At 66.1% G+C, this 25,823-nt stretch carries 23 protein-coding genes; 14 read left to right on the top strand and 9 right to left on the bottom strand.

The features are described 5' to 3' along the window. Window positions 1-58: 58 nt before the first annotated feature. Complete coding sequence (gene sepH, locus IV501_RS10945; protein ID WP_200555034.1) at window positions 59-1,117, bottom strand: septation protein SepH; 1,059 nt, start codon at window positions 1,115-1,117, stop codon at window positions 59-61. A gap of 201 nt (window positions 1,118-1,318) precedes the next feature. On the opposite strand from sepH, the gene IV501_RS10940 reads away from it, so the two are divergent. Further along, complete coding sequence (locus IV501_RS10940) at window positions 1,319-1,612, top strand: DUF4193 domain-containing protein (protein ID WP_147782392.1); 294 nt, start codon at window positions 1,319-1,321, stop codon at window positions 1,610-1,612. A gap of 5 nt (window positions 1,613-1,617) precedes the next feature. On the opposite strand, the gene IV501_RS10935 is transcribed toward IV501_RS10940, so the two are convergent. Further along, window positions 1,618-2,085, bottom strand: coding sequence for a DUF3093 domain-containing protein (locus tag IV501_RS10935; protein ID WP_200555035.1), 468 nt, complete (start codon window positions 2,083-2,085; stop codon window positions 1,618-1,620). 85 nt (window positions 2,086-2,170) lie between these two features. Between IV501_RS10935 and dut the strand changes: the two genes are divergently transcribed. The 8 genes from dut to IV501_RS10895 all read left to right on the top strand — a co-directional run bounded on the left by dut (window position 2,171) and on the right by IV501_RS10895 (window position 11,697). After that, window positions 2,171-2,614, top strand: coding sequence for a dUTP diphosphatase (dut, locus tag IV501_RS10930; protein ID WP_200555036.1), 444 nt, complete (start codon window positions 2,171-2,173; stop codon window positions 2,612-2,614). Window positions 2,615-2,696: 82 nt separating this feature from the next. Beyond that, complete coding sequence (locus IV501_RS10925; protein WP_200555037.1) at window positions 2,697-3,305, top strand: DUF3710 domain-containing protein; 609 nt, start codon at window positions 2,697-2,699, stop codon at window positions 3,303-3,305. A gap of 5 nt (window positions 3,306-3,310) precedes the next feature. Next, window positions 3,311-4,042, top strand: coding sequence for a DUF3159 domain-containing protein (locus IV501_RS10920; RefSeq protein WP_307812161.1), 732 nt, complete (start codon window positions 3,311-3,313; stop codon window positions 4,040-4,042). Between the two features lie 189 nt (window positions 4,043-4,231). Continuing rightward, window positions 4,232-7,039: an aconitate hydratase AcnA gene (acnA, locus tag IV501_RS10915; protein WP_200555038.1), complete on the top strand. Its 2,808-nt coding sequence runs from the start codon at window positions 4,232-4,234 to the stop codon at window positions 7,037-7,039. A 76-nt stretch (window positions 7,040-7,115) separates the two neighbouring features. Beyond that, on the top strand, window positions 7,116-9,059 hold the full coding sequence (gene dxs, locus IV501_RS10910) for a 1-deoxy-D-xylulose-5-phosphate synthase (protein WP_200555039.1): 1,944 nt from the start codon (window positions 7,116-7,118) through the stop codon (window positions 9,057-9,059). 99 nt (window positions 9,060-9,158) lie between these two features. Next, window positions 9,159-9,548 (top strand): MerR family transcriptional regulator, encoded by a 390-nt coding sequence (locus IV501_RS10905; protein WP_307812162.1) that lies wholly within the window; start codon window positions 9,159-9,161, stop codon window positions 9,546-9,548. Continuing rightward, window positions 9,545-10,522 carry an aldo/keto reductase gene (locus IV501_RS10900; protein ID WP_200555040.1) on the top strand — a complete coding sequence of 326 codons (978 nt, stop codon included), beginning with the start codon at window positions 9,545-9,547 and terminating at the stop codon, window positions 10,520-10,522. The genes IV501_RS10905 and IV501_RS10900 overlap by 4 nt, the downstream gene beginning before the upstream one ends. A 578-nt stretch (window positions 10,523-11,100) precedes the next feature. Further along, complete coding sequence (locus tag IV501_RS10895; protein WP_200555041.1) at window positions 11,101-11,697, top strand: endonuclease domain-containing protein; 597 nt, start codon at window positions 11,101-11,103, stop codon at window positions 11,695-11,697. 357 nt (window positions 11,698-12,054) lie between these two features. Here the strand turns inward: IV501_RS10895 and IV501_RS10890 are convergent, their stop codons facing one another. The 4 genes from IV501_RS10890 to IV501_RS10875 form a co-directional block, all read right to left on the bottom strand. Continuing rightward, window positions 12,055-14,148, bottom strand: a complete 2,094-nt coding sequence (locus tag IV501_RS10890; RefSeq protein WP_372430738.1) for a 3-hydroxyacyl-CoA dehydrogenase NAD-binding domain-containing protein — start codon at window positions 14,146-14,148, stop codon at window positions 12,055-12,057. 69 nt (window positions 14,149-14,217) lie between these two features. Further along, entirely contained in the window at window positions 14,218-15,420 is a 1,203-nt protein-coding gene (locus IV501_RS10885; protein WP_200555043.1) for a thiolase family protein, read from the bottom strand. A 76-nt stretch (window positions 15,421-15,496) separates the two neighbouring features. Next, window positions 15,497-16,720, bottom strand: a complete 1,224-nt coding sequence (locus tag IV501_RS10880) for a ribonuclease D (protein WP_200555429.1) — start codon at window positions 16,718-16,720, stop codon at window positions 15,497-15,499. A 34-nt stretch (window positions 16,721-16,754) separates the two neighbouring features. Beyond that, window positions 16,755-17,351: a DUF3000 domain-containing protein gene (locus IV501_RS10875; RefSeq protein ID WP_307812163.1), complete on the bottom strand. Its 597-nt coding sequence runs from the start codon at window positions 17,349-17,351 to the stop codon at window positions 16,755-16,757. 23 nt (window positions 17,352-17,374) lie between these two features. On the opposite strand from IV501_RS10875, the gene IV501_RS16580 reads away from it, so the two are divergent. Then, window positions 17,375-18,589, top strand: coding sequence for an alpha/beta hydrolase family protein (locus tag IV501_RS16580; RefSeq protein WP_307812164.1), 1,215 nt, complete (start codon window positions 17,375-17,377; stop codon window positions 18,587-18,589). Here IV501_RS16580 and IV501_RS10865 read toward each other — a convergent pair. The 3 genes from IV501_RS10865 to IV501_RS10855 form a co-directional block, all read right to left on the bottom strand. Continuing rightward, window positions 18,566-19,273 carry a dihydrofolate reductase family protein gene (locus tag IV501_RS10865; protein ID WP_200555045.1) on the bottom strand — a complete coding sequence of 236 codons (708 nt, stop codon included), beginning with the start codon at window positions 19,271-19,273 and terminating at the stop codon, window positions 18,566-18,568. The genes IV501_RS16580 and IV501_RS10865 overlap by 24 nt on opposite strands. Further along, on the bottom strand, window positions 19,270-19,740 hold the full coding sequence (locus IV501_RS10860) for a SufE family protein (RefSeq protein ID WP_200555046.1): 471 nt from the start codon (window positions 19,738-19,740) through the stop codon (window positions 19,270-19,272). Before IV501_RS10860 ends, IV501_RS10865 begins: the two co-directional genes overlap by 4 nt. 70 nt (window positions 19,741-19,810) lie before the next feature. Next, window positions 19,811-20,713 carry a sulfurtransferase gene (locus tag IV501_RS10855; protein ID WP_200555047.1) on the bottom strand — a complete coding sequence of 301 codons (903 nt, stop codon included), beginning with the start codon at window positions 20,711-20,713 and terminating at the stop codon, window positions 19,811-19,813. A 175-nt stretch (window positions 20,714-20,888) separates the two neighbouring features. Here IV501_RS10855 and zapE point away from each other — a divergent pair, with 175 nt between their 5' ends. The 4 genes from zapE (at window position 20,889) to IV501_RS10835 (ending at window position 25,817) form a co-directional block, all read left to right on the top strand. Next, entirely contained in the window at window positions 20,889-21,908 is a 1,020-nt protein-coding gene (gene zapE / locus IV501_RS10850) for a cell division protein ZapE (RefSeq protein WP_200555048.1), read from the top strand. A 129-nt stretch (window positions 21,909-22,037) separates the two neighbouring features. Next, a complete protein-coding gene (gene nhaA / locus IV501_RS10845; protein ID WP_200555049.1) occupies window positions 22,038-23,219 on the top strand; it encodes a Na+/H+ antiporter NhaA in 1,182 nt (393 codons plus the stop codon). A 213-nt stretch (window positions 23,220-23,432) separates the two neighbouring features. Then, window positions 23,433-24,707: an ammonium transporter gene (locus IV501_RS10840; RefSeq protein ID WP_200555050.1), complete on the top strand. Its 1,275-nt coding sequence runs from the start codon at window positions 23,433-23,435 to the stop codon at window positions 24,705-24,707. 93 nt (window positions 24,708-24,800) lie between these two features. After that, complete coding sequence (locus IV501_RS10835; RefSeq protein ID WP_200555051.1) at window positions 24,801-25,817, top strand: hypothetical protein; 1,017 nt, start codon at window positions 24,801-24,803, stop codon at window positions 25,815-25,817. Window positions 25,818-25,823 lie beyond the last annotated feature (6 nt).

Genomic DNA, 25,823 nt, shown 5'->3' with positions numbered 1-25,823 from the left:
TAACCGGCGCGGGGATGACAACGGGGCGCGCGGATGACACCGGAGCGTCGTTGCCGAGCTAGTCGTCTTCCGAGCGGGCGCCGAAGACGATGTCATCCCAGCTGGGCATCGCGGTGCGGCCCTTCTTCGCGCGAGCGGTGGAACGCGGAGCGAAGACACTCGGCTGGGGAGCCGTATCGCCCGGGGTCTCGTGGTCCACATCCACGGCGGGCAGCGGGACGTCGACCAGACGAATGCTCCCGGTTGACGGATGCGCGGCCATCGAGCCTTCATCGTGGAAGTTGGCGGCCTCGCGTTCGCCCCGACGACGACGCAGCGCCTCGAGCAGGTCGGCGGTCTGGTTGGACTCGGCTTCCTGCTCGGCCGGCGCCCGGTTGATCACCGCGTCGGCGACACCGCGGGGGGCGTCAGCGAGGCGACCATACGGCACCGGTTCCAATAACGGACCGGTCACGCGCTCGGTGAGCTCGTCGGCGGTGAAGGCACCGCTGTCGAAGCGGGATTGGTCGGGCAGTCGTTCCTCGTCACCGACCGCACGCAGCCGGGGGATGAGCGCACCGGTCATCTCGCCCTGCTGTGACAGTGTGATCGCCTCGTTGTTGAGCGGCGAGAGTGCCGACTTCTTAGGGTCGAAGCGCCAGCGGGCGTCGTGGTCGATCTCTTCGGAAGTGAAAGACAGCTTGACGATCCAGCCGCCGCCGACCTCTTTCCAGCTCGCCCAGCGTTCGTTGATCGCGCCGAGGTCGTGAAGTCGTTCGCGGATGACCGTGCCGAAGGTGGAGCCGGACAGTGGGCCGGTGTCGGCGGCGGTGTGCACCGGGACGGCGAGGGCGGCGGTTACGACGAACTCGCGTTCGGCCAGCACCGGCCCCTCGAACTTCTGGATGTATTCGAGCGGAACGCCGGTGATGGCGGCGACATCCTGAGCGGACATTCCTGAGCGGATATGCGCCTGGATCTCGCGTGGCGCGAGCTTGCGGCCGGTGCCGGGATCGGGAATGGCTTGCCGCAATCGGGACTGCAGCACTTCGTCGATGGGTACACGAAAACGCGTGCCGTCGTCTGTGGCGACGAGGAGGGCTCCGCTCTCCACTCCGATGACTCTGAGGTCTTGCATAACTGAACGCCTCTCGCGGTCCGTTGGTATCTCTAGGGTGACACGCAAAACGCTGATCCTCCGGGAATAACGCGGGCGTGCCGTGAGTTCCATCAGCGTCGGATTCACGGTCGTGTGGCAGTGGTTTGCTATTCGCAAACTATTGATGCAAACTATGGCCGCCGATTAGGGCCAAACAACGATTTTCAGAACTGGATGGGCATGGCAACCGACTACGACGCACCCCGTAAGACCGACGACGACTCCGAGTCGATCGAGGCTCTGAAGGAGCGCGTTCCGGACAAGATGTCGGGCGTCGTTGACGTCGATGACGCAGACAACCCCGGTGGATTCGAGCTCCCTGGAGCCGACCTCTCCGACCTCGACCTCGACGTCGTGGTGCTCCCTCCGCAGGCGGATGAGTTCACGTGCGTGAACTGCTTCCTGGTGAAGCACCGCTCACAGCTAGACCACGAGGAGAAGCTCGGCCCGATCTGCCAGGAGTGCGCCGCCTAACCGCGTCACGACTGGTCGGCTGAGCCTTCCACGCGAGCCCGAGCGCTGCTGATCGCTTCGATCAGCGCCTCGGGCTTTCGTGTTGATACGAGCCAGTACGGAGTCGGGTCTTCTGGGTCGAGCACGTCGATCTTCGCCACCGGCGATACCCATCCGCGGATGAGGAGCCACGCCCGGGCGTCGAGCTTGCGTCCCCGCGCGAGCGTCGCAGCCTCTCCGCGGTACGCGGTGAGTTCCCCGACGAACACCAGCGGGATCGTGGCGCGACCTGCGGTGAGTGCGTCGTCGGTGACCCGAAGCACGGGCGACCCGAGGATGAGGGCGGCGACGATTGCCAGATAGAGCAGAATCGCCACGAACACGCCCGCCGTGGGGTTGATCGGCAGGAACACCAGCAGGCTGGCCGGGATGATGAGCGCGGTGCTGATGAACACCAGGGGCGACGCCCACAGGCGTTCGCGGTAAATCGTCATGCCCCCATTCGATCAGACTTTGACTGCTCGAACCTGCACGATCACCCTCCTGCGACCCCGTCGGGCTCTGCACTAGCCTCATCACGTGCCTGAAAGCGTGGAAGTCCTGATCGTGGCGGAGTCTGTTCCGTCGTACGCGCATCCCGGTGACGCGGGCGCCGACCTGACCTCCGCGGATGCCGTGGAGCTGGCGCCGGGACAACGCGCGACCGTGGGAACTGGCGTCTCCATCGCGCTGCCAGACGGATACGCCGCCTTCGTGGTTCCCCGCAGCGGCCTCGCCGCGAAGCACGGGATCACCATCGTCAACAGTCCGGGGACGGTGGATGCCGGCTACCGAGGCGAGATCCGGGTGACGCTCCTGAACACCGACACCTCGGTGTCGTATCCTGTCGCAGTCGGAGACCGGATCGCGCAGCTCGTGATCATGCCGGTGACGCGGGCGCGGTTCGTGCCGGTGGAGAGATTGCCCGGAAGCCATCGCGGAGAAGCGGGCTTCGGGTCCACCGGGTACAGCACTGCACCCTGACCGACAGCACCCTGACCGGCAGTATCCGGACCGCGAATCTCGAGCGGCCCCACCAACGACCACCGAATATCGGAGACAACCCGTGAGTGACACGACGTCAATCGAAGGCGACGACGAACTGATCCAGGCCAAGTCGGCCCCGGCTGACCGCGCGACGGAAGGCCCCCTAGACGAGAGCGAGGCCAATGCGGTTCGTCCCTACGTCGACCTCGGCGGCGTGAAGATCCTTCCGCGCGAGGGACTCCACCTGCGCCTCGAGGTCGAGGAGGGCAGCCAGCGCGTCGTGGCCGTCGGACTGGATTACGCGGGCTCGACCCTGCAGGTGCAGCCGTTCGCGGCGCCGCGCACCTCGGGGCTGTGGCACGAGATCCGTGACCAGATCGCGGAGCAGATCGAGAAGCAGGGCGGAACCACCACGCTGTCCGTCGGACCGTTCGGGCCGGAGCTCCTGGCCGAGATTCCGGCGGCGACGGCGGAGCAGCCGCGGGCGACCCGTCTGGCGCGATTCATCGGCGTCGACGGTCCGCGCTGGTTCCTGCGCGGCGTCATCGCGGGAGAAGGCGCCGTCGACCCGGTCGCCGCTGCCGAGGTCGAAGACCTGTTCCGCAGCGTCGTCGTGGTGCGGGGCAAGACCCCGATGCCCCCGCGTGACCTCATCCCGCTGCAGATGCCGAAGACCGACGGGCTCTGATTCACGTGGCAGACCCGACTCCGAGGGACCCCGCTCCAGACGATGAGCAGCCGATCAGCTTCCGGGATTCCATGGCCGCGGCCATGCGCAAGACCGGCTTCGGCCAGGTGACGCCCGGGGAGGTGCCAACCGCGGGCTCACTGCTCAGCGCGGTCGGTGGGGTGCGCGGCCTGATCGAATCGATCCTCCCCGGCCTCGTCTTCCTGGTGCTGTACACGATCACCAAGAGCGTGCCGCTCGCGGTGCTCGTGCCCGTGATTGTCGGCGCTGCCTTCATCGTGGTGCGCCTAGTGACTCGCAGCCCCGTGATGTCGGCGGTCATCGGACTGCTCTTGCTCGCGGTCTCGGCCGTCCTCGCGCTCATCTCGGGGCGCGCAGAGCAGGCGTTCATCCCCGGCATGGTCATCAACGCGAGCAGCGTGCTCGTGCTGCTGATCAGTATCATCGTTGGCTGGCCATTGATCGGACTGATCGTGGGCTTCCTCACCAATGAGGGCGTGGAGTGGAAGAAGGATGCGGCCAAGCGCCGCGTGCTCTACATCGCCACCTGGATGTGGCTGGGCCTGTTCGCCCTGCGCCTGGCCGTCGAAGTGCCGCTGTACCTCGCCCGCCAGACCGAATGGCTGGCCGGCACCAAGCTCGTGCTCGGTGTGCCGCTCTACGCGGTGCTGCTCTGGGTGACGTGGTTGCTGGTGCGCGCGGCGTACGGCCGTGCGGCGGTCGTCGCGCGCGACTGAGTCCATTCGACTTCGTGTCGGAGCCCAGGACATCCGCGACTATGATTTATCTTGATGTCAAGATAGTTTCATCCTCGATCGGCCGGAGTTGCGCCGCCCAGACTTAGGTTCGCCTTGCTGGTCACCGGGCGCTCACGGCGAGAGAATGGCTTCGCCAGATCGCAGGGTTCGTACAAGGGAGACGACGGAATGTCGCAGGTCAACAGCTTCGGGTCGAAGGACACACTGACGGTCGGCGGGACCGACTACGAGGTGTTCCGGGTCGACTCGGTCCCCGGGTACGAGAAGCTCCCGTTCAGCCTCAAGGTGCTGCTGGAGAACCTCCTTCGCACCGAGGACGGCAAGAACGTCACCCGCTCTCAGATCGAGGCGCTCGGCTCATGGGTTCCCACGGCGGAGCCCGACACCGAGATCCAGTTCACCCCGGCGCGCGTCGTAATGCAGGACTTCACCGGCGTTCCCTGCATCGTCGACCTGGCCACCATGCGTGAGGCCGTCGCGAACCTCGGCGGCGACCCGAAGAAAATCAACCCGCTGGCTCCGGCCGAGATGGTCATCGATCACTCCGTCATCGCCGATCTGTTCGGCACCGAGAATGCCTTCGAACGCAACGTCGAGATCGAATACGAGCGCAACGGCGAGCGGTACCAGTTCTTGCGCTGGGGCCAGACGGCGTTCGATGACTTCAAGGTGGTGCCTCCGGGAACCGGCATCGTGCACCAGGTCAACATCGAGTACCTGGCCCGCGCCACCATGACCCGCACCGTCGACGGCGTGCTTCAGGCCTACCCAGACACCTGCGTCGGCACCGACTCGCACACGACCATGGTCAATGGCCTCGGCGTGCTGGGATGGGGTGTCGGCGGCATCGAGGCCGAGGCGGCCATGCTCGGCCAGCCGGTCTCCATGCTCATCCCCAAGGTCGTCGGCTTCAAGCTGTCCGGCGAGATCCCGATGGGCGTCACGGCGACGGATGTCGTGCTCACCATCACGCAGATGCTGCGGAAGCACGGGGTCGTCGGCAAGTTCGTCGAGTTCTACGGCGAAGGCGTCGCGGCGGTGCCGCTGGCCAACCGCGCCACCATCGGCAACATGAGCCCCGAGTTCGGCTCCACCGCCGCCATGTTCCCGATCGACGACGTCACCCTCGACTACCTGCGCCTTACCGGGCGGAGCGAGGAGCAGGTCGCCCTGGTGGAGAGCTACTCGAAGCTGCAGAAGCTCTGGCACGATGCATCCGTCGAGCCCTCGTTCAGCGAATACCTCGAGCTCGACCTCGGCACCGTCGTGCCGTCGATCGCCGGCCCGAAGCGCCCGCAGGATCGGGTCGAGCTCAGCAAGGCGAAGTCGCAGTTCGAGGTCGACCTCGGCGCATACGCCGAAACCACCACCCGCGTCGATGAGGCGCTCGAAGGTACCTTCCCGGCCTCCGACCCGGTCGGCACCACCGCTCAGGACGAGAACTGGTCGGATGCCCCGGTCGTCACCAGCCCGAGTCCAGCGCACGCGTCGAACCCGGCCGCTGTGACGACGGCCGACGGTGAGACCTTCACCATCGACCACGGTGCCGTCGCCATCGCCGCGATCACTTCGTGCACCAACACGTCGAACCCGAGCGTGATGCTCGCTGCTGGCTTGCTGGCCCGCAACGCCAGCAAGAAGGGCCTGAAGTCCAAGCCGTGGGTGAAGACCACCCTGGCCCCCGGATCGAAGGTCGTCACCGACTACTACGAGAAGGCCGGCCTCAACGGCTACCTCGAAGACCTCGGCTTCTACCTGGTCGGCTACGGCTGCACCACCTGCATCGGCAACTCGGGCCCGCTCGAAGACGAAATCTCGCAGGCTGTTCAAGACAACGACCTCGCCGTCACCGCGGTGCTGTCGGGTAACCGCAACTTCGAGGGTCGCATCAACCCCGACGTGAAGATGAACTATCTCGCCTCGCCGCCGCTGGTGATCGCCTACGCCCTGGCCGGCTCGATGAACTTCGACTTCGAGACGGATGCCCTGGGCCAGGATCAGGACGGCAACGACGTCTTCCTCGCCGACATCTGGCCCGACGCGGCCGAGGTGCAGGCCACGATCGACTCCTCTATCGACACCGAGATGTTCACGCACGAGTACGCGGGCGTCTTCGATGGTGACGAGCGCTGGCGTTCGCTTCCCACCCCTACCGGCTCGACCTTCGAGTGGGACGAGAAGTCGACGTACGTGCGCAAGCCCCCGTACTTCGACGGCATGACGATGGAGACCACCCCGGTCAGCGACATCGTCGGAGCCCGGGTGCTCGCCAAGCTCGGCGACTCGGTCACCACCGACCACATCAGCCCGGCTGGCAACATCAAGGCTGATAGCCCGGCTGGTCGCTACCTGGACGAGCACGGCATCGCCCGCGCCGACTACAACTCGTACGGCTCGCGCCGCGGCAACCATGAGGTGATGATTCGCGGGACCTTCGCGAACATCCGTCTCAAGAACCAGCTGTTGGACGGAGTCGAGGGTGGCTACACCCGCGACTTCACCACCGCCGATGGTGAGCAGTCGTTCATCTACGACGCCAGTCAGCACTACCAGGAAGCCGGCACCCCGCTCGTCATCTTCGGAGGCAAGGAGTACGGCTCCGGGTCATCCCGTGACTGGGCAGCCAAGGGCACCAGCCTTCTCGGCGTCAAGGCGGTCATCACCGAGAGCTTCGAGCGCATCCACCGTTCCAACCTGATCGGTATGGGCGTCGTTCCGCTGCAGTTTCCGGCCGGAGAGAGCTGGGCGTCCCTTGGCCTTGATGGCACGGAGATCGTCTCGATCGCCGGTCTCGAGGAGCTGAACTCGGGTACGACCCCGAAGACGGTGCGGGTCACCGCCGTTCCGAGCGAGCACTCGCCCGAGGGTAAGCAGCCGATCGAGTTCGACGCGGTCGTGCGGATCGACACCCCCGGCGAGGCGGACTACTACCGCAACGGCGGCATCCTGCAGTACGTATTGCGCTCGCTCGTCTAGACGCTACGGGGTCAGACCCTGTCAAGGCCCACGTGGCGCTCACCGTGCGTGAGCGTCACGTGGGTATGGTGGAGATATGTCGTTGCTTGAGAACATCCATGGGCCACGAGACCTGGATGGGCTCGACCAGGGGCAGCTGACGCAGCTCGCGGCCGAGATTCGTGCCTTTCTGATCGCCGAGGTCTCCAAAACCGGTGGTCACCTGGGGCCGAACCTCGGTGTCGTCGAGCTGACCATGGCCGTACATCGCGTCTTCGACTCGCCTAATGACGCGATCGTCTTCGATACTGGCCACCAGGCGTATGTGCACAAGCTGCTCACCGGGCGGCAGGACTTCAGCCACCTGCGCGAAAAGGGTGGGCTGGCCGGCTACCCGCAGCGATCCGAGTCCATCCACGACATCGTCGAGAGTTCGCACGCCTCCAGCTCGCTGAGCTGGGCGGATGGGATCTCCCGCGCCTTCCAGATGACGGGTCAGAAAGACCGTTCAGTGGTGGCGATCGTCGGCGACGGCGCGCTCACCGGGGGGATGACGTGGGAGGCGCTGAACAACATCAGCGACGACAACAGCCGTGGCTTGGTGATCATCGTCAACGACAACGGCCGGTCGTATGCCCCCACCATCGGAGGTATGGCCCGCTTCCTCAACGGCGTGCGCACCCGTCGCGAGTACCGCGACCTCTACATGACCACGCGTCGGTTCGCCGACCACTTCGGCTCCGTCGGCCGAGCGATGTACCGCGGCCTGCGCGGCGGGATGCACGGATTCCTCTCCCGCTTCTCCAACAACGAGGCGCTGTACTCGAACCTCGACATCAAGTACATCGGGCCGATCCATGGCCACGACGAGGCCGCGATGGAGGAGGCGCTCCGACAGGCGAAGGCATACGGAGCGCCGGTGATCGTGCATGTGATCACCCAGAAGGGCAAGGGCTTCGAGCCCGCTGTGCTCGACACCGCCGACCAGTTCCACGCGGTTGGTCACATCGACCCAGAAACCGGCGAGCCGATCGGCGGAACGGGCAGCCCGTCCTGGACCTCGGTGTTCTCTGACGAGATTGTGAAGCTCGCCGACAAAGACCCGAAGATCGTCGGGATCACGGCGGCCATGCTCATCCCCACCGGACTGCACAAGCTCGCCGCGAAGTACCCCGAGCGGGTGTTCGACGTAGGAATTGCCGAACAGCACGCCGTCACCTCGGCCGCCGGGCTCGCCTTCGGCGGCCTTCACCCCGTAGTCGCGCTCTACGCCACGTTCATCAACCGCGCCTTCGACCAGGTGCTGATGGATGTCGCCCTGCACAAGGCGGGCGTCACCTTCGTGCTCGACCGGGCCGGTGTCACCGGTCCGGACGGGCCCAGCCACCACGGCATGTGGGATTTGGCCATTCTGCAGGTCGTCCCGGGCATCCGTCTCGCCGCGCCGCGTGACGCGACGCGGCTACGCGAAGAGCTGGGGGAGGCGGTCGCCGTCGGCGATGCGCCCACCGTGCTGCGGTTCTCGAAGGGCAGCGTCGGCGCGGAGATCGACGCCGTGCGTCGAACGGATGACGGGGTCGACGTGCTGCGCGAGGCACCGCACAAAGACGTGCTGATCGTCGCGGTCGGGCCGATGGCCGAACTCGGCATGCAGGTTGCCGAGCGCCTCGCCGCCCAGGGCATTGGTGCGACCGTCGTCGATCCGCGCTGGGTAGTCCCCGTGCCGCAGAGCATCATCGGGCTGGCGGCGGATCACCGACTGGTCGTGAGCATCGAAGACGGCATCAGGGTCGGTGGTATCGGCACGCGCATCCGTCAAGACCTTCGCGCGGCCGGGGTCGACACGGCGCTCACCGAACTCGGGCTGCCCGACGAGTTCATCGATCACGCCTCGCGCGCCGAAATTCTCGAGCAGGTTGGTCTGACACCGCAGCACATCGCCCGTGATGTGGTGGCGCAGGTGCTCGGCAGCCGCATCCCGGTCGCCCGGCCCCTCCCCGAGGAAGCTGACGAGCGTTCACTGGGGATCGACCGGCAGTAGCTGGTCCGGGCAGCTGCGCTCGAAGCTCGAACTGACGACACACGGTCGTCCTCGCTCCGCATTTGACTTAGAGCGCGCTCTAAGTCTTAGCCTCGTAGTGTGACCATCGAGCGCACCACGTCAGTCCTGACTATCTCCCAGGTAGCCGAGCTCACCGGACTCTCCACCCATACCCTCCGCTACTACGAACGCGCCGGGCTTATGCTCGCGCCGATCGACCGGGCGCCGTCCCGGCAGCGGCGATACTCGGATGCCGATGTGAGCTTCGTGAGATTCCTCACGATGCTGCGCGCGACATCCATGCCGATCGCTCAGGTGCGCGAGTATGTGGACCTGGTGCGGGCCGGAGACGGCGCGACCCCGGAGCGACTCGAACTGCTACTGCGGCACCGCATCGCAGTGAAGGCGCAGCTCGATGAGATCACCACCAGCCTGGCCGCGATCGACTACAAGATCACGACCTATCAAGGAAAGGCCCCCCGGCTATGAAGAAAATCACCCTCGGAACCGACGGACTTGAGGTCTCCCGCATCGGTCTCGGTGCGATGGGGATGTCGGCGTTCTACACCGGCGCCGGCGTCGACGACATCGCGTCGATCAAGACCCTGCACCGTGCTATCGACCTCGGCGTCACCTTCTTCGACACGGCGGAGACGTACGGCCCGTACATCAACGAGGAACTGCTGTCACGGGCATTCGACGGCAAGCGTGACCAGATTGTCCTCGCCAGCAAGTTCGGCACCATCTCGCACGTGAACGGCGATACTCGTGGACTGGACGGCAGCCCGAAGAACGTGCGGCTATCGATCGAGGGCACCCTCACTCGACTGGGCACCGACTACGTCGACCTGTACTACCAGCACCGCATGGACCCGAACACGCCCATCGAAGACACCGTCGGGACGCTGGCCGAGCTCATCGCCGAGGGCAAGATCCGCAGTTACGGGCTGTCGGAGGCGGCACCGGCCACCATCCGTCGGGCGCACGCGGTGCATCCCGTTACTGCGCTGCAGACGGAGTACTCGCTGTGGTCGCGAGAGCCCGAAGCGGAGTTGCTGCCACTCGTTCAGGAGCTGGGCATCGGTTTCGTGGCGTACTCGCCGCTCGGCCGCGGCTTCCTCACCGGCACGATCCGCAGCATCGACCAGCTGGACGAGACCGACTTTCGCCGCGACAACCCGCGCTTTGCCGGAGAGAACCTGGCCGCGAACATCCGAATCGTCGAGCAGGTGGATGCCGTCGCTCGTGAGTTGGCGGTCAAGCCTGGCCAGGTCGCCCTCGCCTGGCTGCTGGCGCAGGGTGACTACATCTCGCCGATCCCGGGCACCAAGCGCATCCCGTACCTCGAGGAAAATGTGGCAGCGGATGACGTGGTGCTGTCACCCGCGCACCTGGCAGCCCTCGACGCCCTCGCAGCGCCCGTCGGCGACCGCTACGCCGACATGTCCACGGTCAACCGCTAGCGGGGGGCCCGCCGGCACCGAGTCGGCGCATTCCCCTTCGGAATGCCGTCCCCTTCCGAAATGAAGGCAAAACTTCCGACACGCCGTTCGTCAAGCACGATCAAACGGCATGTCGCGAAAAAAGCCTTCATTTCGGAAGTATGGCTGCGGAGTGACCGTTCCTCCACAGGGGCGCGAGTGGGTGACGCTTCCACAGAACTACTCAGCGAGACCACCGGACGCCGCAGCTCGGTCAGCCTTGCCGCATGCGAACGGATCCAGCTCGTGCGTCATTGCGCTCCCTGCTGGCCGAAATCCACCATCGCGGCGGAGTGGCAGCGACTCATGAGCTGCTGCGAGTGGGAGCAACGAGCCATCAACTCGCGGCGGCGGTGAGGGCCGGTGATCTAGTGCGACCTCGGCAGGGTTGGTACATGGGCCCGACGACCGGTGAGCCGTACGTTCGTGCTGTCCGGGTTGGCGGGCGACTCGCCGGTGTCTCGGCCGCGGAGACCTACGGTCTGGCTGTGCCGCGAGACGTCGCGCTTCACGTGCACGTTCCGGCGTACGCTGCCCGGCTGCGCTCGGAACACGACCCCGTGCTGCGGTTGCGCGATGCGGAGGGCGCCACCACCGTGGTGCATTGGGGAGCGGCGGGGCCGCCAACGAAATCGACGAGATTGCGGGTCGGTGTGTTGGATTGCTTGGCTCAGGTCGCGCTAAGCGAGGACGAGGATGATGCCGTCGCCTGCATCGACTCGGCCTTGCATGTCGGTCTGATTGCCCCGTCTGTAACGGCAGTGATTGCGCGACGATTGCCCGCGCGGCTCTCACATCTTCCTCAGATCGTTGACGGTCGAAGCGAGAGCTATCTGGAGAGCGTCGCACGCCGGAAGCTCGCGAGGGCGGGCATCAGTACAGAGCTGCAGGTGGCGGTGCTCGGCGAGCGGTGGATCGATCTCCTCATCGGAGACTGTTTAGCGCTGGAGCTCGACGGTGCTGGCAAGTACCAGGGCCTTAGCGATGCAGAGATTGCGCGAAAGGTGCACGGCGACCGCGATCGGGATTCGTTTCTCGAGGCGTTGGGTTATCACGTCATTCGCATCAGTTATCGAATGGTCATTGATGACTGGCCCGCCACTCTCGCCATGATTCAGGCCGTAATGGACCGCGGAGACCATCTCCATTCCCGCTGACTCTCAGCGACCACGGAGGCACCTCGAGGCACCCGACGCACCTCGAGGTACCCCAAAACACCTCGATGTACCTCAAGCTACCTTCTGTCATTTCCGAAATGAAGGCGATTGTTGAGGATGCGCGGCGTGTTCGACATCTGTTGCGGCGTGGCGGCCAATTGATCCTTCATTTCGGAAGAGAGACGTCGGATTTCGGAAGAGAGAAGTCGGAAGTCGGAAGTCGGAACAGGGAAGTCGGAACAGGGAAGGGGACAGCGTGGCGGCGTCCGGGAGGTGACAGCGTTGCAGGTCAACCCGTAGACGCACGAACGCCCGCCCAGCGGTGCCGGGCGGGCGTTCGTGCGTGGTACGCGGTGCCTAGTCGGTGCCGCGGATGACCGGGTGGTGGAAGGTGTCGTGGAAGACACGTTCTGACGCTCCCACGCGGTCGAGGTACGGCGTGACGCCGCCCATCTGGAACGGGTAACCGGCACCGAGGATGAGGCAGAGGTCGATGTCTTCGGGGGCCGAGACGACCTTGTCCTCGAGCATCCGGTGCACCTCGTCGGCCAGACCGTCTTCGATGCGGGTCTGCAGCTGGGCCGCCGTCATCGGGTCCTTGCCACCCTCGACGATCTTGCGCGCCTTCTTGTCGATACCGGTGACCTTGCCCTTCGAGTCGCGCTCGAAGATGTGACCGAGCTCGGCCAGCTTGTGCAGGTTCTCGCTCTCGAAGAAGCGCTCGGGGAAGGCGGCGTGATGCGTGTCGAGTACGTGGGCGCCGACCTTCAGCCCCACCAGTTCGAGCAGTTCGAACGGCGTCATCGGCAGACCGAAGGGCTTCGTCGATTCCTCGACCACCTCGAACGGCGTGCCGGTGTCGACCGCGTGCATTGCTTCACCGAGCACCTTGGCCAACACACGGTTGACCACGAAACCGGGAGTATCTCGGGTGATGACCGCGTTCTTGTAGAGCTTTGCGGCAACGACCATCGCGGTGCTGAGGGTCGCCTCATCCGTCTGCGGCGTGTTCACTACCTCGATCAGCGGCATGACGGCCACCGGGTTGAAGAAGTGGAAACCGACCAGACGCTCGGGGTGCTTGAGCTTCGCGCCGATCTGCTCCACCGACAGCGAGGACGTGTTCGTCGCGAGCACGGCTTCGGCGGAGATGTACTGCTCGACGTCCGCGAAGACGTCCTGCTTGACGCCTAGCTCCTCGAACACGGCCTCGATCACCCAGTCGGCGTCGGCGAAGTCAGCCTTGTTCGTCGTACCGCTGACCAAAGCCTTCAGGCGGTTGGCCTCGTCGGGGGAGATGCGCTTCTTGCCGAGCAGCGCGTCGATCTCGCCGCGGATGTAGTCGAGCCCCTTGTCGACGCGTGCCTGGTCGAGGTCGGTGATGACCACCGGCACCTTGAGGCGGCGCACGAACAGAAGCGCGAACTGGCTGGCCATGAGGCCCGCACCGATCACGCCGACCTTGGTTACCGGCTTGGCGAGCTTCTTGTCCGGGGCGCCAGCGGGCTTCTTCGCCCGTTTCTGCACCAGGTTGAAGGCGTAGATGCTGGCCTGGAACTGGTCCCCGGAGATCAGCTCAGACAGCGCCTCGTCCTCGGCAGCGAAACCGGTCTTCTTGTCGGTGTTTTTCGCGGCCTTGAGCAGCTCCAGTGCCTTGTACGGCGACTTCGCGACGGTGCCGATGCGGTTCTGCAGCATCTTGGTGGCGATGCCGATCGCGACGTCCCACTTCACCGCCCGCTCGATCTTGCCGGGCACGTTCGGGCGCTTGACCTTGATACTGCCGGAGATCACGCCGTCGGCCCAGCGCACCGAGTCTTCGAGAAAGCTCACCGAGTCGAAGATCGCATCGGCGATCCCCAGGTCGAAGGCTTCTTGACCCTTGAGCGTGCGGTTGTTCTTGAGCGGATTCTCGACGATGACCTTCAGGGCGTTCTCAATACCGATGAGGTTCGGCAGCAACCACGCTCCACCCCAGCCCGGGATGATGCCGAGGAAGACCTCGGGCAACGCTAGCGCCGGGATGTTGCGGTCGATGGTGCGGTAGTCGGCGTTGAGGCCGATCTCCACGCCGCCGCCGAGCGCGAGTCCGTTGATGAACACGAACGACGGCACACCGAGCTCCGACAGGCGGCCGAGGGCGGCGTGGCCGAGCTGTGCCATCTGCTTGCCGATCGCTTTGCTCGGGATCTCGCTGACCTTCGACAGGTCGGCGCCGGCAGCGAGGATGAACGGCTTACCGGTGACGGCGACGCCGGCGATCTCGCCCTTGGCCGCGCGCTCCTTCAGGCCGTCGAGCGTCTCGGCGAACTCGAGCAACGTCAATGGGCCGAGGGTGGATGGCCGGGTGTGGTCGCGGCCGTTGTCCAGAGTGACGAGGGCAAGCGTCTTGCCACCCGAGATCGGGATGTCTCGCACGTAGGAATGCGTGACGACCTCGTCATCCGACATGTTCTTGAGGTCGGCGAACTGGTCCAGGTCTGGGCTGGACGAGGGGCCGGCGGTCTGTTCGATCGTCATCTACTTCTTCTTCTTTCCGTCGAAGTACGGGTTCTCCCAGATGACCGAGCCGCCCTGGCCGAGACCGATGCACATGGCGGTGAGGCCGTAGCGCACGTCGGGGCGCTCGGCGAACTGCGCGGCGAGCTGGATCATCAGGCGCACGCCGGACGAGGCGAGCGGATGTCCGATCGCGATCGCGCCGCCCCACTGGTTGACCCGGGGGTCGTCGTCGTCGATCCCAAAGTGGTCGAGCAGCGACAGAACCTGGATGGCGAACGCCTCGTTCAACTCGAACAGGCCGATGTCGTCGATCGTCAGGCCTGCCTTCTTCAGCGCCTTCTCGGTCGAGGGGACCGGTCCGATGCCCATGATCTCCGGCTCGACGCCGGCGAAGGCAAAGCTGACGAGCTTCATCTTGGTGGGGAGACCGAGTTCCTTGGCGGTCGCCTCACTGGCGAGCAGGCTGATGGTCGCGCCATCGTTGAGCCCAGACGAGTTTCCGGCGGTGACGCGACCGTGCGGGCGAAACGGCGTGCGGAGTCCGGCGAGACCCTCCAGCGTGGTCTCGGGGCGGAGGGCTTCGTCGCGCGTGGCGAGCCCCCATCCGTTCTCTCCGCGGGTTGCGACCGGGATGAGGTCGGGCTGGAACTTGCCCTTGTCGTACGCAGCCGCGGCCTTCTGCTGGCTGCGCAGGGCGTAGTGATCCGCGCGTTCCTTGGTGAGGTGCGGGAAGCGGTCGTGGATGCGCTCGGCGGTGGAGCCCATGTTGAGCGCCTCCTCGCCGACCAGCTTCTCGGACAGGAAACGGGGGTTCGGGTCGGCGCCGAATCCCATGGGGTGGCGGCCCATGTGCTCGACCCCGCCGGCGAGGGCGAGGTCGTACGCGCCGAAGCCGATGGCCCCGGCGATGGTGGTGACCGATGTCATCGCGCCAGCACACATGCGGTCGATTGCGTAACCGGGCACCGACTTCGGCAGCCCCGCGAGCAGAGCGGCGGTGCGGCCGAGCGTCAGACCCTGGTCGCCCTGCTGAGTGGTGGCGGCGATGGCCACGTCATCGATGCGGTCCTGGGGAAGTTCGGGGTGACGATCGAGGAGTCCGACCATTGCCTTGACGACGAGGTCGTCGGCCCTGGTGTTCCAGTACATCCCTTTTTCGCCGGCGCGTCCAAACGGGGTGCGTACCCCGTCGACGAACACGACTTCATGTCTCTCGGCCACAATGCCTCCACTTTCGATGAGTACCGCAGACGATCCTATGGTTGGGCGAAAAACCCTGAGAATCGTTTGCTTGTTCCTACGAAACGGGCTCGCCGGGCTCTTCCTCGATTTGGCTGGCATCGACAAAGGCATCGTGAATTACCTGTGAGGTAGCGTCAACCTGCCACGGACGGGCACCGAGCTCGGTGAGGGCGGAACGGATGCTGTCCACGTCGAGATCTGACGGCGGGCTCCAGGCCAGCCGACGCAGCAACTCCGGTGTCAACAGGTTCTCGAGCGGAATCGTCAACTCGGTCGACAGGTCGGTGATCGCGGCGCGAGCGGCCTTCAGGCGCTTATCGGCGGCCGGGTTGCGGTCCGACCAGGCGCGCGGTGGCGGCATCGCGTCGCCGGGGCCGCGGAGTGCGGGCAGGTCGTCGGTGCTCATGCCGGCTTCGATGGCAGCCCACCAGCGATTGAGTTCTGAACGGCTGGCCCGCCCGGTGAAATCACGCATGCCGGCGAGAGCATGCTTCGAGTCGGGCATCGCCTTGGCCGCTGCGACCAGCGAGGAGTCAGGCACGAGCCGACCGGGCGCGGTGTCGATCTCTTGGGCGTAGTCGTCGCGCGCCTGCCAGAGCGAGCGGGCGACGGCGAGGTTGCGCGCCCCACGAACCGTATGGAGCCCGGAGAGCTTTCGCCAGGCATCCGTCTTCGGCGGCTTCGCCTCGCGGTGCAGCACCTCCGAGAACTCCTGCTCGGCGATGTCGGCCTTGCCAGCCTCGGTGAGGAGCGCGCCGACGGCGTCGCGCAGGTCGGGGAGCAGCTCGACATCGAGCGCGGCGTACACCAGCCAGGACTGGGGGAGCGGCCGGGTCGACCAGTCGGCGGCGGAGTGCTCCTTTGCCAGATGGATGCCGAGAAGTTCTTCGACCACGGTGCCAAGACCGACCCGGGGCAGCCCGGCGAGGCGCGCGCCGAGCTCGGTGTCGAAGATTCGCTCGGGATCGAGGCCGACCTCGCGCAGGCAGGCGAGGTCTTGGCTGGCGGCGTGCAGCACCCACTCCTCGTCGGAAATCAGCGCATTGAGGTCGCTGAAGTCACCGATCGCTGGCGGGTCGAACAGAAAGACGCCGGAGCCCCGACGGAAGATCTGAATCAGGTACGCGCGTTGCGAATAGCGAAAACCGGATGCTCGCTCCGCGTCGATAGCGATCGGCCCGTGCCCCGCGGCGATCGCTTCTACCGCGGCGAGATACGCCTCACGGGTATCGATGACGGAGACGACGGCGTGCGGCTCCTGAACCGGTGCGACATCCACCTCCGGTTCGACCGCGGGCACGGTCTCTTCGCTATTACTCACGTCCAGCTCGACGGGCAGCCAACACACTCACTCCTTCAGCAGCCGGCGGAAGGCCCGCCAACATGCACAACAACTCGCCCCAGCTTTCCACATGCGAGGTCACCTCGTGGCCGAGCGGGGTCCATGATGCCCGGAGTTCGATCTGCGCGCCGTCGCCCTGGCTCTCCAATTCGCCGTATCCGGTGGACAAGATCTTGGTGGCAGTGCCCGACGCAGCCCGGTATTTCGCTCCTCGCGCATCGAGCGCATCGACCAGCCACGACCACGTGACATCGGCAAGAAAAGGGTCGAGGCCCATCTCGGTCTCGAGCGGCGCCTGGGCGAAGCAGACCACGCGGAATTGGCCGCCCCACGCGTCCGAACCGGCAGGGTCGTAGAGCAGGATGAAGCGACCGGTGCCCAACTCGGAGTCTTCCGAATGTCGTGCCGGGGTGACATCCGCGGCCAGGGCGATCGAGTACGGTGCGAGGCTCCCCGGGGCCGGTATCTCCGTCAGCACCAGTTCCGGTCGCAGTGTCGCACTGCGCACCGCGGCCAACGCGGCGGCGAAGGCCGCGGGTACCGCCGGTCCATCCAGGTTTTCGGGCACGGTACGAAGACTAAAGTTCTCTCGTGGCAGATCATCGCAGGCACGCCGCCCGCCGAATCCCATGGTGGGGTGTCTCGCTCGTGGCCGCGGGCACGCTTGCCACCCTGCTCACTGCTGGCGCGGCGGCTCTGACCCTCTTCGTGGCGCGCACGATCGTCACTCCGCCGAAACGGCGGGAGGAGAACATCCGCATCCTCGCTGTGCGCCCCGACGACGGGACGATCGTGCTGTCGTCCACCGTCGATTCGCGGCTGCCCGGCGACTACGGCCTGTGGTTCGCGGGGGATGCGGGCTACGCGCGGGTGGGCGAGATCCTTGCCGCGACGCCGACCGCGGTCACCCGCACGCTCATCGATGTTTCGTTCGGCGACCTGGAGGCGGCGACGCGAGCTCGGCTGTCCGGGTGGTACTACCTGCATCCGTCCGAGCTGGGGGTCCCCACCGAGGAAGTCGCCGTGCAGACCGAACTCGGACCGGCCCCCGCGTGGCGGGTGCCGCCGGCAGAACCCCGGGCCGACGGACGGATGCCGTGGGTGATCCAGGTGCATGGCCGCGCGGTGCGTCGCACCGAGACCATCCGGGCGACCCCGATCTTCCGAGAGGCCGGCTATACGACCCTGATGGTGTCGTACCGCAACGATGGCGAAGCTCCTTTCAGCCTCGACCGCCGCTATGGGCTTGGCGATACCGAATGGCGTGATATCGACGCGGCTATGGCCTATGCGAAAGAGCACGGGGCGACCGATCTGGTGCTGATGGGCTGGTCGATGGGCGGCGCGACGGTGCTGCAGGCCCTGACGCGCTCCGAGCATGCAGAGCTCGTGCGAGGAATCGCGCTGGACTCTCCCGTGATCGACTGGGTCACCGCGCTGCGCTATCAGGGCACTCTCAATCGGCTGCCGACACCGATCAGTTCGGCGGTGCTCGCCCTCATCGGCAAGCCCTGGGGCCGCCGACTCACCGGGCAGGGCAGGGCGATCGACCTGCCACGGCTCGACTTCGTCGCGCGCGCGCCGGAGCTGAACCTGCCGATTCTGCTCATGCACAGCGTGGATGACGGCTTCGTACCGGTCACCGCGTCGCGCGCCCTCGCCGAGGAGCGGCCCGACATCGTCGACTTCGAGGCCTTCACGGGCGCTGCGCACTGCAAACTGTGGAACTACGACCGCCCGCGCTGGACGATGGCGATTCGCGACTGGCTTGCCGCGCTGCCCCTAACGGGAGATCCGCGCGACTGACCAGCGCGCGAACACGACGCCGGCATCGTCGACGGCGAGGCGTTCGAGCCGCAACTCCGTGGCGGCGACGGACAGCGGATGCTGTGGCCCGCCGATCCGCGGACTCGTGCTGAGACACAGCTCATCGACCAGTCCCGCGTCGACCAGGGTGCCCGCGAGACTTGGGCCACCCTCGCAGACGATGGATCCAAACCCGCGGGCACGCAGGGCGGCGATGATCTCACCAGCGGCCATCCGCCCTTCCGTCTCGGGCAGCACGATCACCGTTGCGGCGGGCAGTTCGGCGGTGACTCGATCGCGGGCGGAGTCCGGGCACAGCACGAGCAGCCGACCAGGCTCGACGCCGGCGAGAGCATGTCCGCTCAGCTCTCCGCTGCCGGTGACGATCGCGAGCGGAGCGGTTTTCGGCAGCACGTAGCCTTCACGGCGCACCGACTCTGCGCCGACGAGAACGACATCGGCAGCACGGCGGATCGCGCCGAGCACCTTTCGGTCGGCACCCGCCGTGAGTGATGCGGAGGTTCCGTCGCTGCCGGCCGCGCTGCCGTCGACCGACAGAACCAGGTTGATGCGGAGCCACTCGGTGCTCGGGGTGGCGTAGAGCGCGTCGAGGCGCGAGCGGGCGTCATCCGTCGCCAGGTCGATGGGCGGGCCGACCTCGGGGAAGACCGGCCGAACGATCACGCGCCGGACTCGGTTAAGGGAGCGCTCTTCTCGCGGATCTGTCGCTTGGACCGGGCGAGCAGAGCGGTCATGCCCCGGATGCGCAGCGGGCTGACGGCAGCGGTCAGGCCGATGGTGTTGGGGAAGTCGTCGGGAACGGCGAGAGCCTGCTCGACGGTGAGGCCGCCGAGGCCCTGCGCGATGATCGACGCGAAACCGCGGGTGGTCGGCGCCTCCTTGGGCGCGGTGGCGTAGACATGCACGCGGTTGTCATCATCGACCTCGACGAAGATGAAGACGGGGGACTGGCATTCGACGACCTGCTCGAGCAGATCGGGGTGCTCGGAGTAGCGCGCCGGCAGCTCGGGGAGTTCGTTGGCGAACTCCAACAACAGCAGAAGCCTGTCTTTCTCGGGAAGGTCGAGGAAGTCGGTGCGGATCTCGCTGAGCTGTTCAGGCAGCTGCGGTTCGGGGAGCTCGTCAGTCATGGTCTCTCCAGTATCCCAGCGCCGGGACGAGCAGTTGCCCGTCCCGGCACCGTGGTCACGAGAACCGTGGTCAGCGAGCGACGGCCACGCCGGGCTCGGTGCCGCGCACGATCGGGACGCGCACTGCAGAGCCCCACTCGGTCCATGAGCCGTCGTAGTTGCGCACGCTGTCGAAGCCGAGCAGATGCGTGAGCACAAACCAGGTGTGACTCGACCGCTCGCCGATGCGGCAGTAGGCGATCACGCTGTCGCCGTCGTGGAGACCGGCCTGGTCGCGGTAGAGCGCGTTCAACTCGTCGAGGGAGCGGAAGGTGCCGTCTTCGGCGGCAGCCTTGCCCCACGGAACGTTCTGCGCGCTGGGGATATGGCCGGCGCGCAGCGCACCCTCGTCGGGGTAGGCGGGGGCGGTGGTGCGCTCTCCGCTGTATTCCTCGGGTGAGCGGACGTCGATCAGGGGATCCGTGCCGAGAGCGGCAAGCACGTCGTCTTTGAACGCACGGATGTCGGCGTCGTCGCGCTCGACGACCGGGTAGTCGACGGCGACGGGAGTGGAGGCATCCGTCGTGTAGTCGCGGCCTTCGGCCTCCCACTTGGCCCGGCCGCCGTCGAGGATGCGGACATCCTGGTGGCCGAACAGGGTGAAGACCCAGAGGGCGTACGCGGCCCACCAGTTGTTCTTGTCGCCGTAGACGACGATGGTCGTGTCGCGGCCGATGCCGCGGGAGCCCAGGAGCGCGGCGAACTGCTCACCGTCGATGTAGTCGCGCTCGACCGGGTCGTTGAGGTCGGTGTGCCAATCGATCTTGACGGCACCGGGGATGTGGCCCGTCTCGTAGAGCAGCACGTCTTCGTCGGACTCGACGACGACGAGCCCCGGCGTGCCGAGGTGGTCGGCCAGCCACTGCGTGCTGACCAGACGTTCGGGGTGAGCGAACTCGGCGAAGCGTGGTGAAGAGTCGACCTCGACGGCCATGGGTACCTCCAGTTGGCGCCCGAGTGGGCGACCGATCGTGTGGGATGCGCGGGCTAGTCTGGGACAGCAGGCCGCCGAACAAATCTACGCGGGAATGCGGTCGTCGAGGCCGCCTCACCGAAGGTCGCCGCAAGACTTCGACACATAGCCCATCCACGTCCGTAAGGTGCCTTTCGTGACATCGCAGCAGACCGGCGCCCCCGAGCGCCTGGTCGACCGCTCGCCCACGCTCAGTGGCGAGGAGATCGCCGCTCATCTGGTGCCGCCGCGGCAGTTTCTCACTGCCACCCTCGACACCTATCGTCCCGACCGTGACTACCCATCGCAGGGCGCTGCGATCGCCGCGATCCGCGCTTTCGCGACCGGCTGGCACGGAGGCAAGAAGGGTGGGCTGTTCACCCGAAAGAAGGCCGCACAGACACTCCCGGGCATCTATCTCGACGGTGGCTTCGGAGTCGGAAAAACCCACCTGCTCGCCGCCCTCTGGCACCTCGCGCCCGAGCGCAAGTACTTCGGCACGTTCATCGAGTACACCGCGCTGGTCGGCGCGCTCGGCTACCAACAGGCGGTCGCGCTGCTGAAGGGAGCTTCGCTCGTCTGCATCGACGAGTTCGAACTCGACGATCCCGGTGACACCCGGTTGATGTCGCGGCTGCTGTCTGAGCTCGTCGCCAGCGGGTCCAAGATCGCGGCGACCTCCAATACCCCGCCGAATGCGCTCGGTGAGGGACGCTTCGCCGCGCAGGACTTCCTGCGCGAGATCGACGCCCTCTCGGCCAGATTCGACACGCTGCGGATCGACGGCACGGACTACCGGCGGCGCGATCTCGAGGGTCATGCGGTGACACTGGATGACGAATCCTTCGCCGCCGCAGTCGCGGGCCAGGTCGGCGGGGTCACGGTCGACTCGTTCGATGGGGTGCTCGCGCACCTGGCATCCGTTCACCCGTCCCGGTATGTGAAGCTCATCGATGGGCTGGAGGCGGTCGGGTTCGAGGGGGTGCACCTGCTTGACAATCAGACGGATGCCCTCCGCCTGGTCGCCTTCGTCGACCGGCTCTACGACGCTCAGGTGCGCATCATCGCCACCGGCCTCTCGCTCGATCAGGTCTTCGCGGAGGACATGCTCGCCGGGGGCTATCGCAAGAAGTACCTGCGTGCCGTATCGCGCATGATCGCGCTGACCTCGTCCTGATCCGGTGACCTCGTCCTGATCCGCTGGCCTAGGCTGGATCCTGGTGCGCCGGGAAGTCTGGTCGGCAGGTGATCGAAGAGATCGCTTCACGAGATTACGCGCGCCGCGATGCGGCAGTGGGGACACCGAATGAGCATCATGAGGTCGGAGCGGGTGGCGGCCGTGCTGCTGCTGATCGCAGCGGTACTGGGATTGATCGCCGCCAACAGTCCCCTCGGTGCGGGGCTGATGGCCATTCAGCATGCGCACCTGTCGATTCCCGGTACGCCGGTCGACCTCTCCGTCGGGCACTGGATCAGCGACGGCCTCCTCGCCGTCTTCTTCTTCGTCGTTGCCATCGAGCTGAAGAACGAGCTCACCGTCGGGCAACTCAACTCGGTGTCGAAGGCGGTGCGTCCGGCGATCGCCGCAATCGGGGGAGTGCTCGTTCCCGCCCTGATCTACCTCGCGGTGACGGCGGGCTCGGGCTATTCCGGGGGGTGGCCCATTCCCACGGCGACGGACATCGCCTTTGCGCTCGGCGTTCTCGCCGTTTTCGGCAAGGGCATCCCGTCGAGGCTGCGCATCTTCATTCTGGCGTTGGCGATCCTCGATGACATCGTGGCGATCCTGATCATCGCGCTGTTCTTCACGAAAGACCCGAACCTGCTCTTCCTGGCGATCGCCGTTGTCGGAGTCGCGGTGTTTGCCCTGCTCAGCCGGTTGCTCGGCACCCGGATGCGCGTCCCGGTAACCATCGCGATGGTGCCGGTCGCGCTGCTCACCTGGTTCCTCGTCTACGAGTCCGGCGTGCATGCGACCATCGCGGGAGTCGCTCTGGGGCTCGCGATGCTGCGAAAGCCGGGCATGCGCGTGCGGCACGCACTGGAGCCGATAACGAACGGCGGCATCCTTCCCCTATTCGCGTTCTCTGCTGCGCTGGTGGCGATTCCGCAGGTAACCATCGGCGAGCTGAAGGCTCCGTTCTGGGGGATCCTGATCGCACTCCCGGTCGGCAAGCTGATCGGGATAGGTCTCGGCGGTTGGCTCTCCAGCTTCGTCGGCGCCAAGGGCAACCGACCGCAGCTGACTTTCCAGGGACTGGTCACCGCCGGAGCGCTCGGCGGCGTCGGGTTCACCGTTTCGCTCCTCATGAACGAGTTGGCTTTTGCTCGACGGCCGGAGGTGGCCGACGAAGGAACCCTGGCCGTGCTGCTCGGCTCGGCGATCTCGATAGTGCTCGCGGGCATCCTTGTCTCGCGGTTGGCCGCCTACTACCGGCGATTGGCCGCGCTGCGGCACGATGCGGAGCGTCGGCTCTCGGCTCCGTGAACATCCGCGCGCAGTGATGGCGGTGTCAGACGCCGGCGAAACACAGTGTTTACACGCCCGATGATCGCGTAACCCACTCGAAACACGTCTACACCCGTGCGGAAATATCGACGCAGCAAACTTGCGTGCACCCGACGTCTTTTGCGCAGGCTGCCCGCCACGCGCACGAAGTCGGAGGGTAACCCCTTGTAATCAGAGAGAGGCAACCCCCACATGGTCGACTTGTCGGTCTTAACGAATGCCACTACAGACGGCATTACTTCAAACCTGAACTCGCTGTGGCTTCTTGTCGCTGCTGCCCTCGTGCTCATCATGACTCCCGGCGTTGCCTTCTTCTACGGCGGTATGGTCCGCGCCAAGAGCGTCATCAGCATGATGATGATGAGCTTCGGCGCAATGGGACTCGTCGGTGTGCTGTGGGTTCTCTACGGCTACGGACTCGCCTTCGGCAAGCCGCTCATCCCGCACTGGTTGGGTAACCCGTTCGCCGGATCGCTCGGTCTCGGCAGCCTGATCAACATCGGCAAGGACGGGGCCATGGATGCCGACCTCAACGGTCTCGCTTTCGCCGGTTTCCAGGCTACGTTCGCGATCATCACCGTCGCGCTGATCTCCGGCGCCATCGCCGACCGTGCCAAGTTCGGCTCCTGGATGATCTTCGCGGGCATCTGGGTCACCATCGTCTACTTCCCCGTCGCCTACTGGGTCTTCAACCTGACCGATGGGTGGGCCCCGGCTCTGCTCAAGGTCAATGACTTCGCTGGTGGTACCGCTGTGCACATCAACGCCGGTGCCGCGGGCCTGGCCCTGGCACTGGTGCTCGGCAAGCGCGTCGGCTTCAGCAAGGGCATGTCCAAGCCGCACAACGTGCCGCTGACGCTCCTCGGCGCGGCGCTGCTCTGGTTCGGCTGGTTCGGATTCAACTCCGGCTCCGAGGCCGCTGTCGACGGTGTCGCCGCCATCGCCTGGATCAACACCCTTGCAGCCCCGGCCGCGGCCATCCTCGGCTGGCTGATCGTCGAACGGATCAAAGACGGCAAGCCCACCTCGATCGGTGCAGCATCGGGCGCCGTAGCCGGTCTTGTCGCGATCACCCCGGCCTGTAACATCCTGACCCCGGGGTGGGCGATCGTGCTGGGCATCCTGGCCGGTGCGGTCTGCGCCCTCGCTATCGACCTGAAGTTCAAGCTCGGCTTCGATGACTCGCTCGATGTCGTCGGCATCCACCTCGTCGGTGGCCTGCTCGGCACGCTCTACATCGGTATCTTCGGCTCCGGCATCGGCCTCATCGACACCGGCAGCTTCAAGCAGCTCGGTGTGCAGGCGTTGGCGGGAATCGGAATCGGCGTCTACTCGTTCGGACTCGCCTGGATCATCGGCACCGTCATCCAGAAGACCATCGGATTCCGTATCACCAACGAGGATGAGGTCGCCGGGGTCGACACCATCGTCCACGGTGAAGAGGGCTACGCACTCGAAACCGTCTAGGCACTAGCGGCACACAGCCAGTGGGGTGCCGTCCTTCGGGACGGCACCCCTTACTGTTGGCTGGCGAGTGTCAGACCGATTCGAAGGACCGAGATGGATGCTGCGCCCGTCGCTACGGCGGCGTTGAGTGGATTGAGTGCCGCTGGCATCCTGGCCCTGGTGCCGCTGTTCGCGCTGCTGCGGGCCCGGTCGGCGGGGGAGTCCCTCCGGGCGCGACGGATGTTTTTCGTCGCGACGCTCGGTGCGGTGATGACCGGCATCGCGGTGCTGACCGGAATCACCGGCATCGCCCCGGCGTACATCGCCCCGGCGATCGCTCTCGGAGCCCTGTTCGCGACCGTGGCGACGCTGGGGATCGCCGGCGCGCCACTCGGGCGGCAGCTCATCTACGCGCTGGTGCTGACCGCGGCGGTGTTCGTGCCGATCGTGAGCGTCGTGCTGACGCTGTGGTGGGATCCGTTCGCAACGGGGCTCGGCTACCTCGACTTCGGGGTGGCGCTGCCGATCGTGATCGCGGCTGCCTGCGCGACGCTAGGCACCCTCGTGGTGGCCAGAGTGGTGGACAGAGCCCGCCCGCAGCCCGTGCGGCTCGGGACGGGCTCGCTCGGACTCGTTGCGGCGATCTGGCTTGCCTGGCTGGCCTGGCTGCTCGGTTTGCAGCTCGGCATCGACCCGGTTGCCGGGCTCATCGTCATCAACACCGTGGTCATGCCGATCGCTGCCGTGGCGACCGCAGCGCTGGTTGAGCGGTTACGTCGACGGCGGAACACCATCTCGGGGGTGGTCTTCGGTGCGCTGGGAGGCCTCGCCGCCGCGGCGCCTACCGCCGCCTACCTGATCACCCCGGTTGCGCTCGTCGTCGGGCTACTCGCGGGGATGCTGGTCGCCTTCCTCCCCGAGGGCGGAGCGGCGCGCCGGATCGCCGCGACGCTCCTCGTGGCAGGGGGCTCGGGCATCCTGCTTCTGGGGCTGGTCGCGAAAGACGTGAGCTTCATCTACACCGGCCAGCCCGAGGTGCTGTTCGGCCAGGTGCTGGCCGTCATTCTGGCCGGGATCGCCGGGTTCGGTGTCGCCGCGCTGCTCTGGCTCGCCCTGAGGCCGCGGCGGTAGCCGGGG

The organism is Lacisediminihabitans changchengi, from assembly GCF_016634425.1.
Classification (GTDB): Bacteria; Actinomycetota; Actinomycetes; order Actinomycetales; family Microbacteriaceae; genus Lacisediminihabitans; species Lacisediminihabitans changchengi.
Note: the sequence above shows the minus strand (reverse complement) of the source record. Positions and strands in the feature narration are given on the sequence as shown.

What these genes read in the sequence shown, in the direction of transcription:
- IV501_RS10935 (WP_200555035.1), bottom strand. Translation starts at nt 2,085, where the DNA reads ATGACGATTTACCGCGAACGCCTGTGGGCGTCGCCCCTGGTGTTCATC.
- IV501_RS10855 (WP_200555047.1), bottom strand. Translation starts at nt 20,713, where the DNA reads ATGGCCGTCGAGGTCGACTCTTCACCACGCTTCGCCGAGTTCGCTCAC.
- IV501_RS10840 (WP_200555050.1), top strand. Translation starts at nt 23,433, where the DNA reads ATGGTCGACTTGTCGGTCTTAACGAATGCCACTACAGACGGCATTACT.
- nhaA (WP_200555049.1), top strand. Translation starts at nt 22,038, where the DNA reads ATGAGCATCATGAGGTCGGAGCGGGTGGCGGCCGTGCTGCTGCTGATC.
- dxs (WP_200555039.1), top strand. Translation starts at nt 7,116, where the DNA reads ATGTCGTTGCTTGAGAACATCCATGGGCCACGAGACCTGGATGGGCTC.
- sepH (WP_200555034.1), bottom strand. Translation starts at nt 1,117, where the DNA reads ATGCAAGACCTCAGAGTCATCGGAGTGGAGAGCGGAGCCCTCCTCGTC.
- IV501_RS10860 (WP_200555046.1), bottom strand. Translation starts at nt 19,740, where the DNA reads ATGACTGACGAGCTCCCCGAACCGCAGCTGCCTGAACAGCTCAGCGAG.
- IV501_RS10940 (WP_147782392.1), top strand. Translation starts at nt 1,319, where the DNA reads ATGGCAACCGACTACGACGCACCCCGTAAGACCGACGACGACTCCGAG.
- IV501_RS10890 (WP_372430738.1), bottom strand. Translation starts at nt 14,148, where the DNA reads ATGTCGGATGACGAGGTCGTCACGCATTCCTACGTGCGAGACATCCCG.
- acnA (WP_200555038.1), top strand. Translation starts at nt 4,232, where the DNA reads ATGTCGCAGGTCAACAGCTTCGGGTCGAAGGACACACTGACGGTCGGC.
- IV501_RS10900 (WP_200555040.1), top strand. Translation starts at nt 9,545, where the DNA reads ATGAAGAAAATCACCCTCGGAACCGACGGACTTGAGGTCTCCCGCATC.
- IV501_RS10835 (WP_200555051.1), top strand. Translation starts at nt 24,801, where the DNA reads ATGGATGCTGCGCCCGTCGCTACGGCGGCGTTGAGTGGATTGAGTGCC.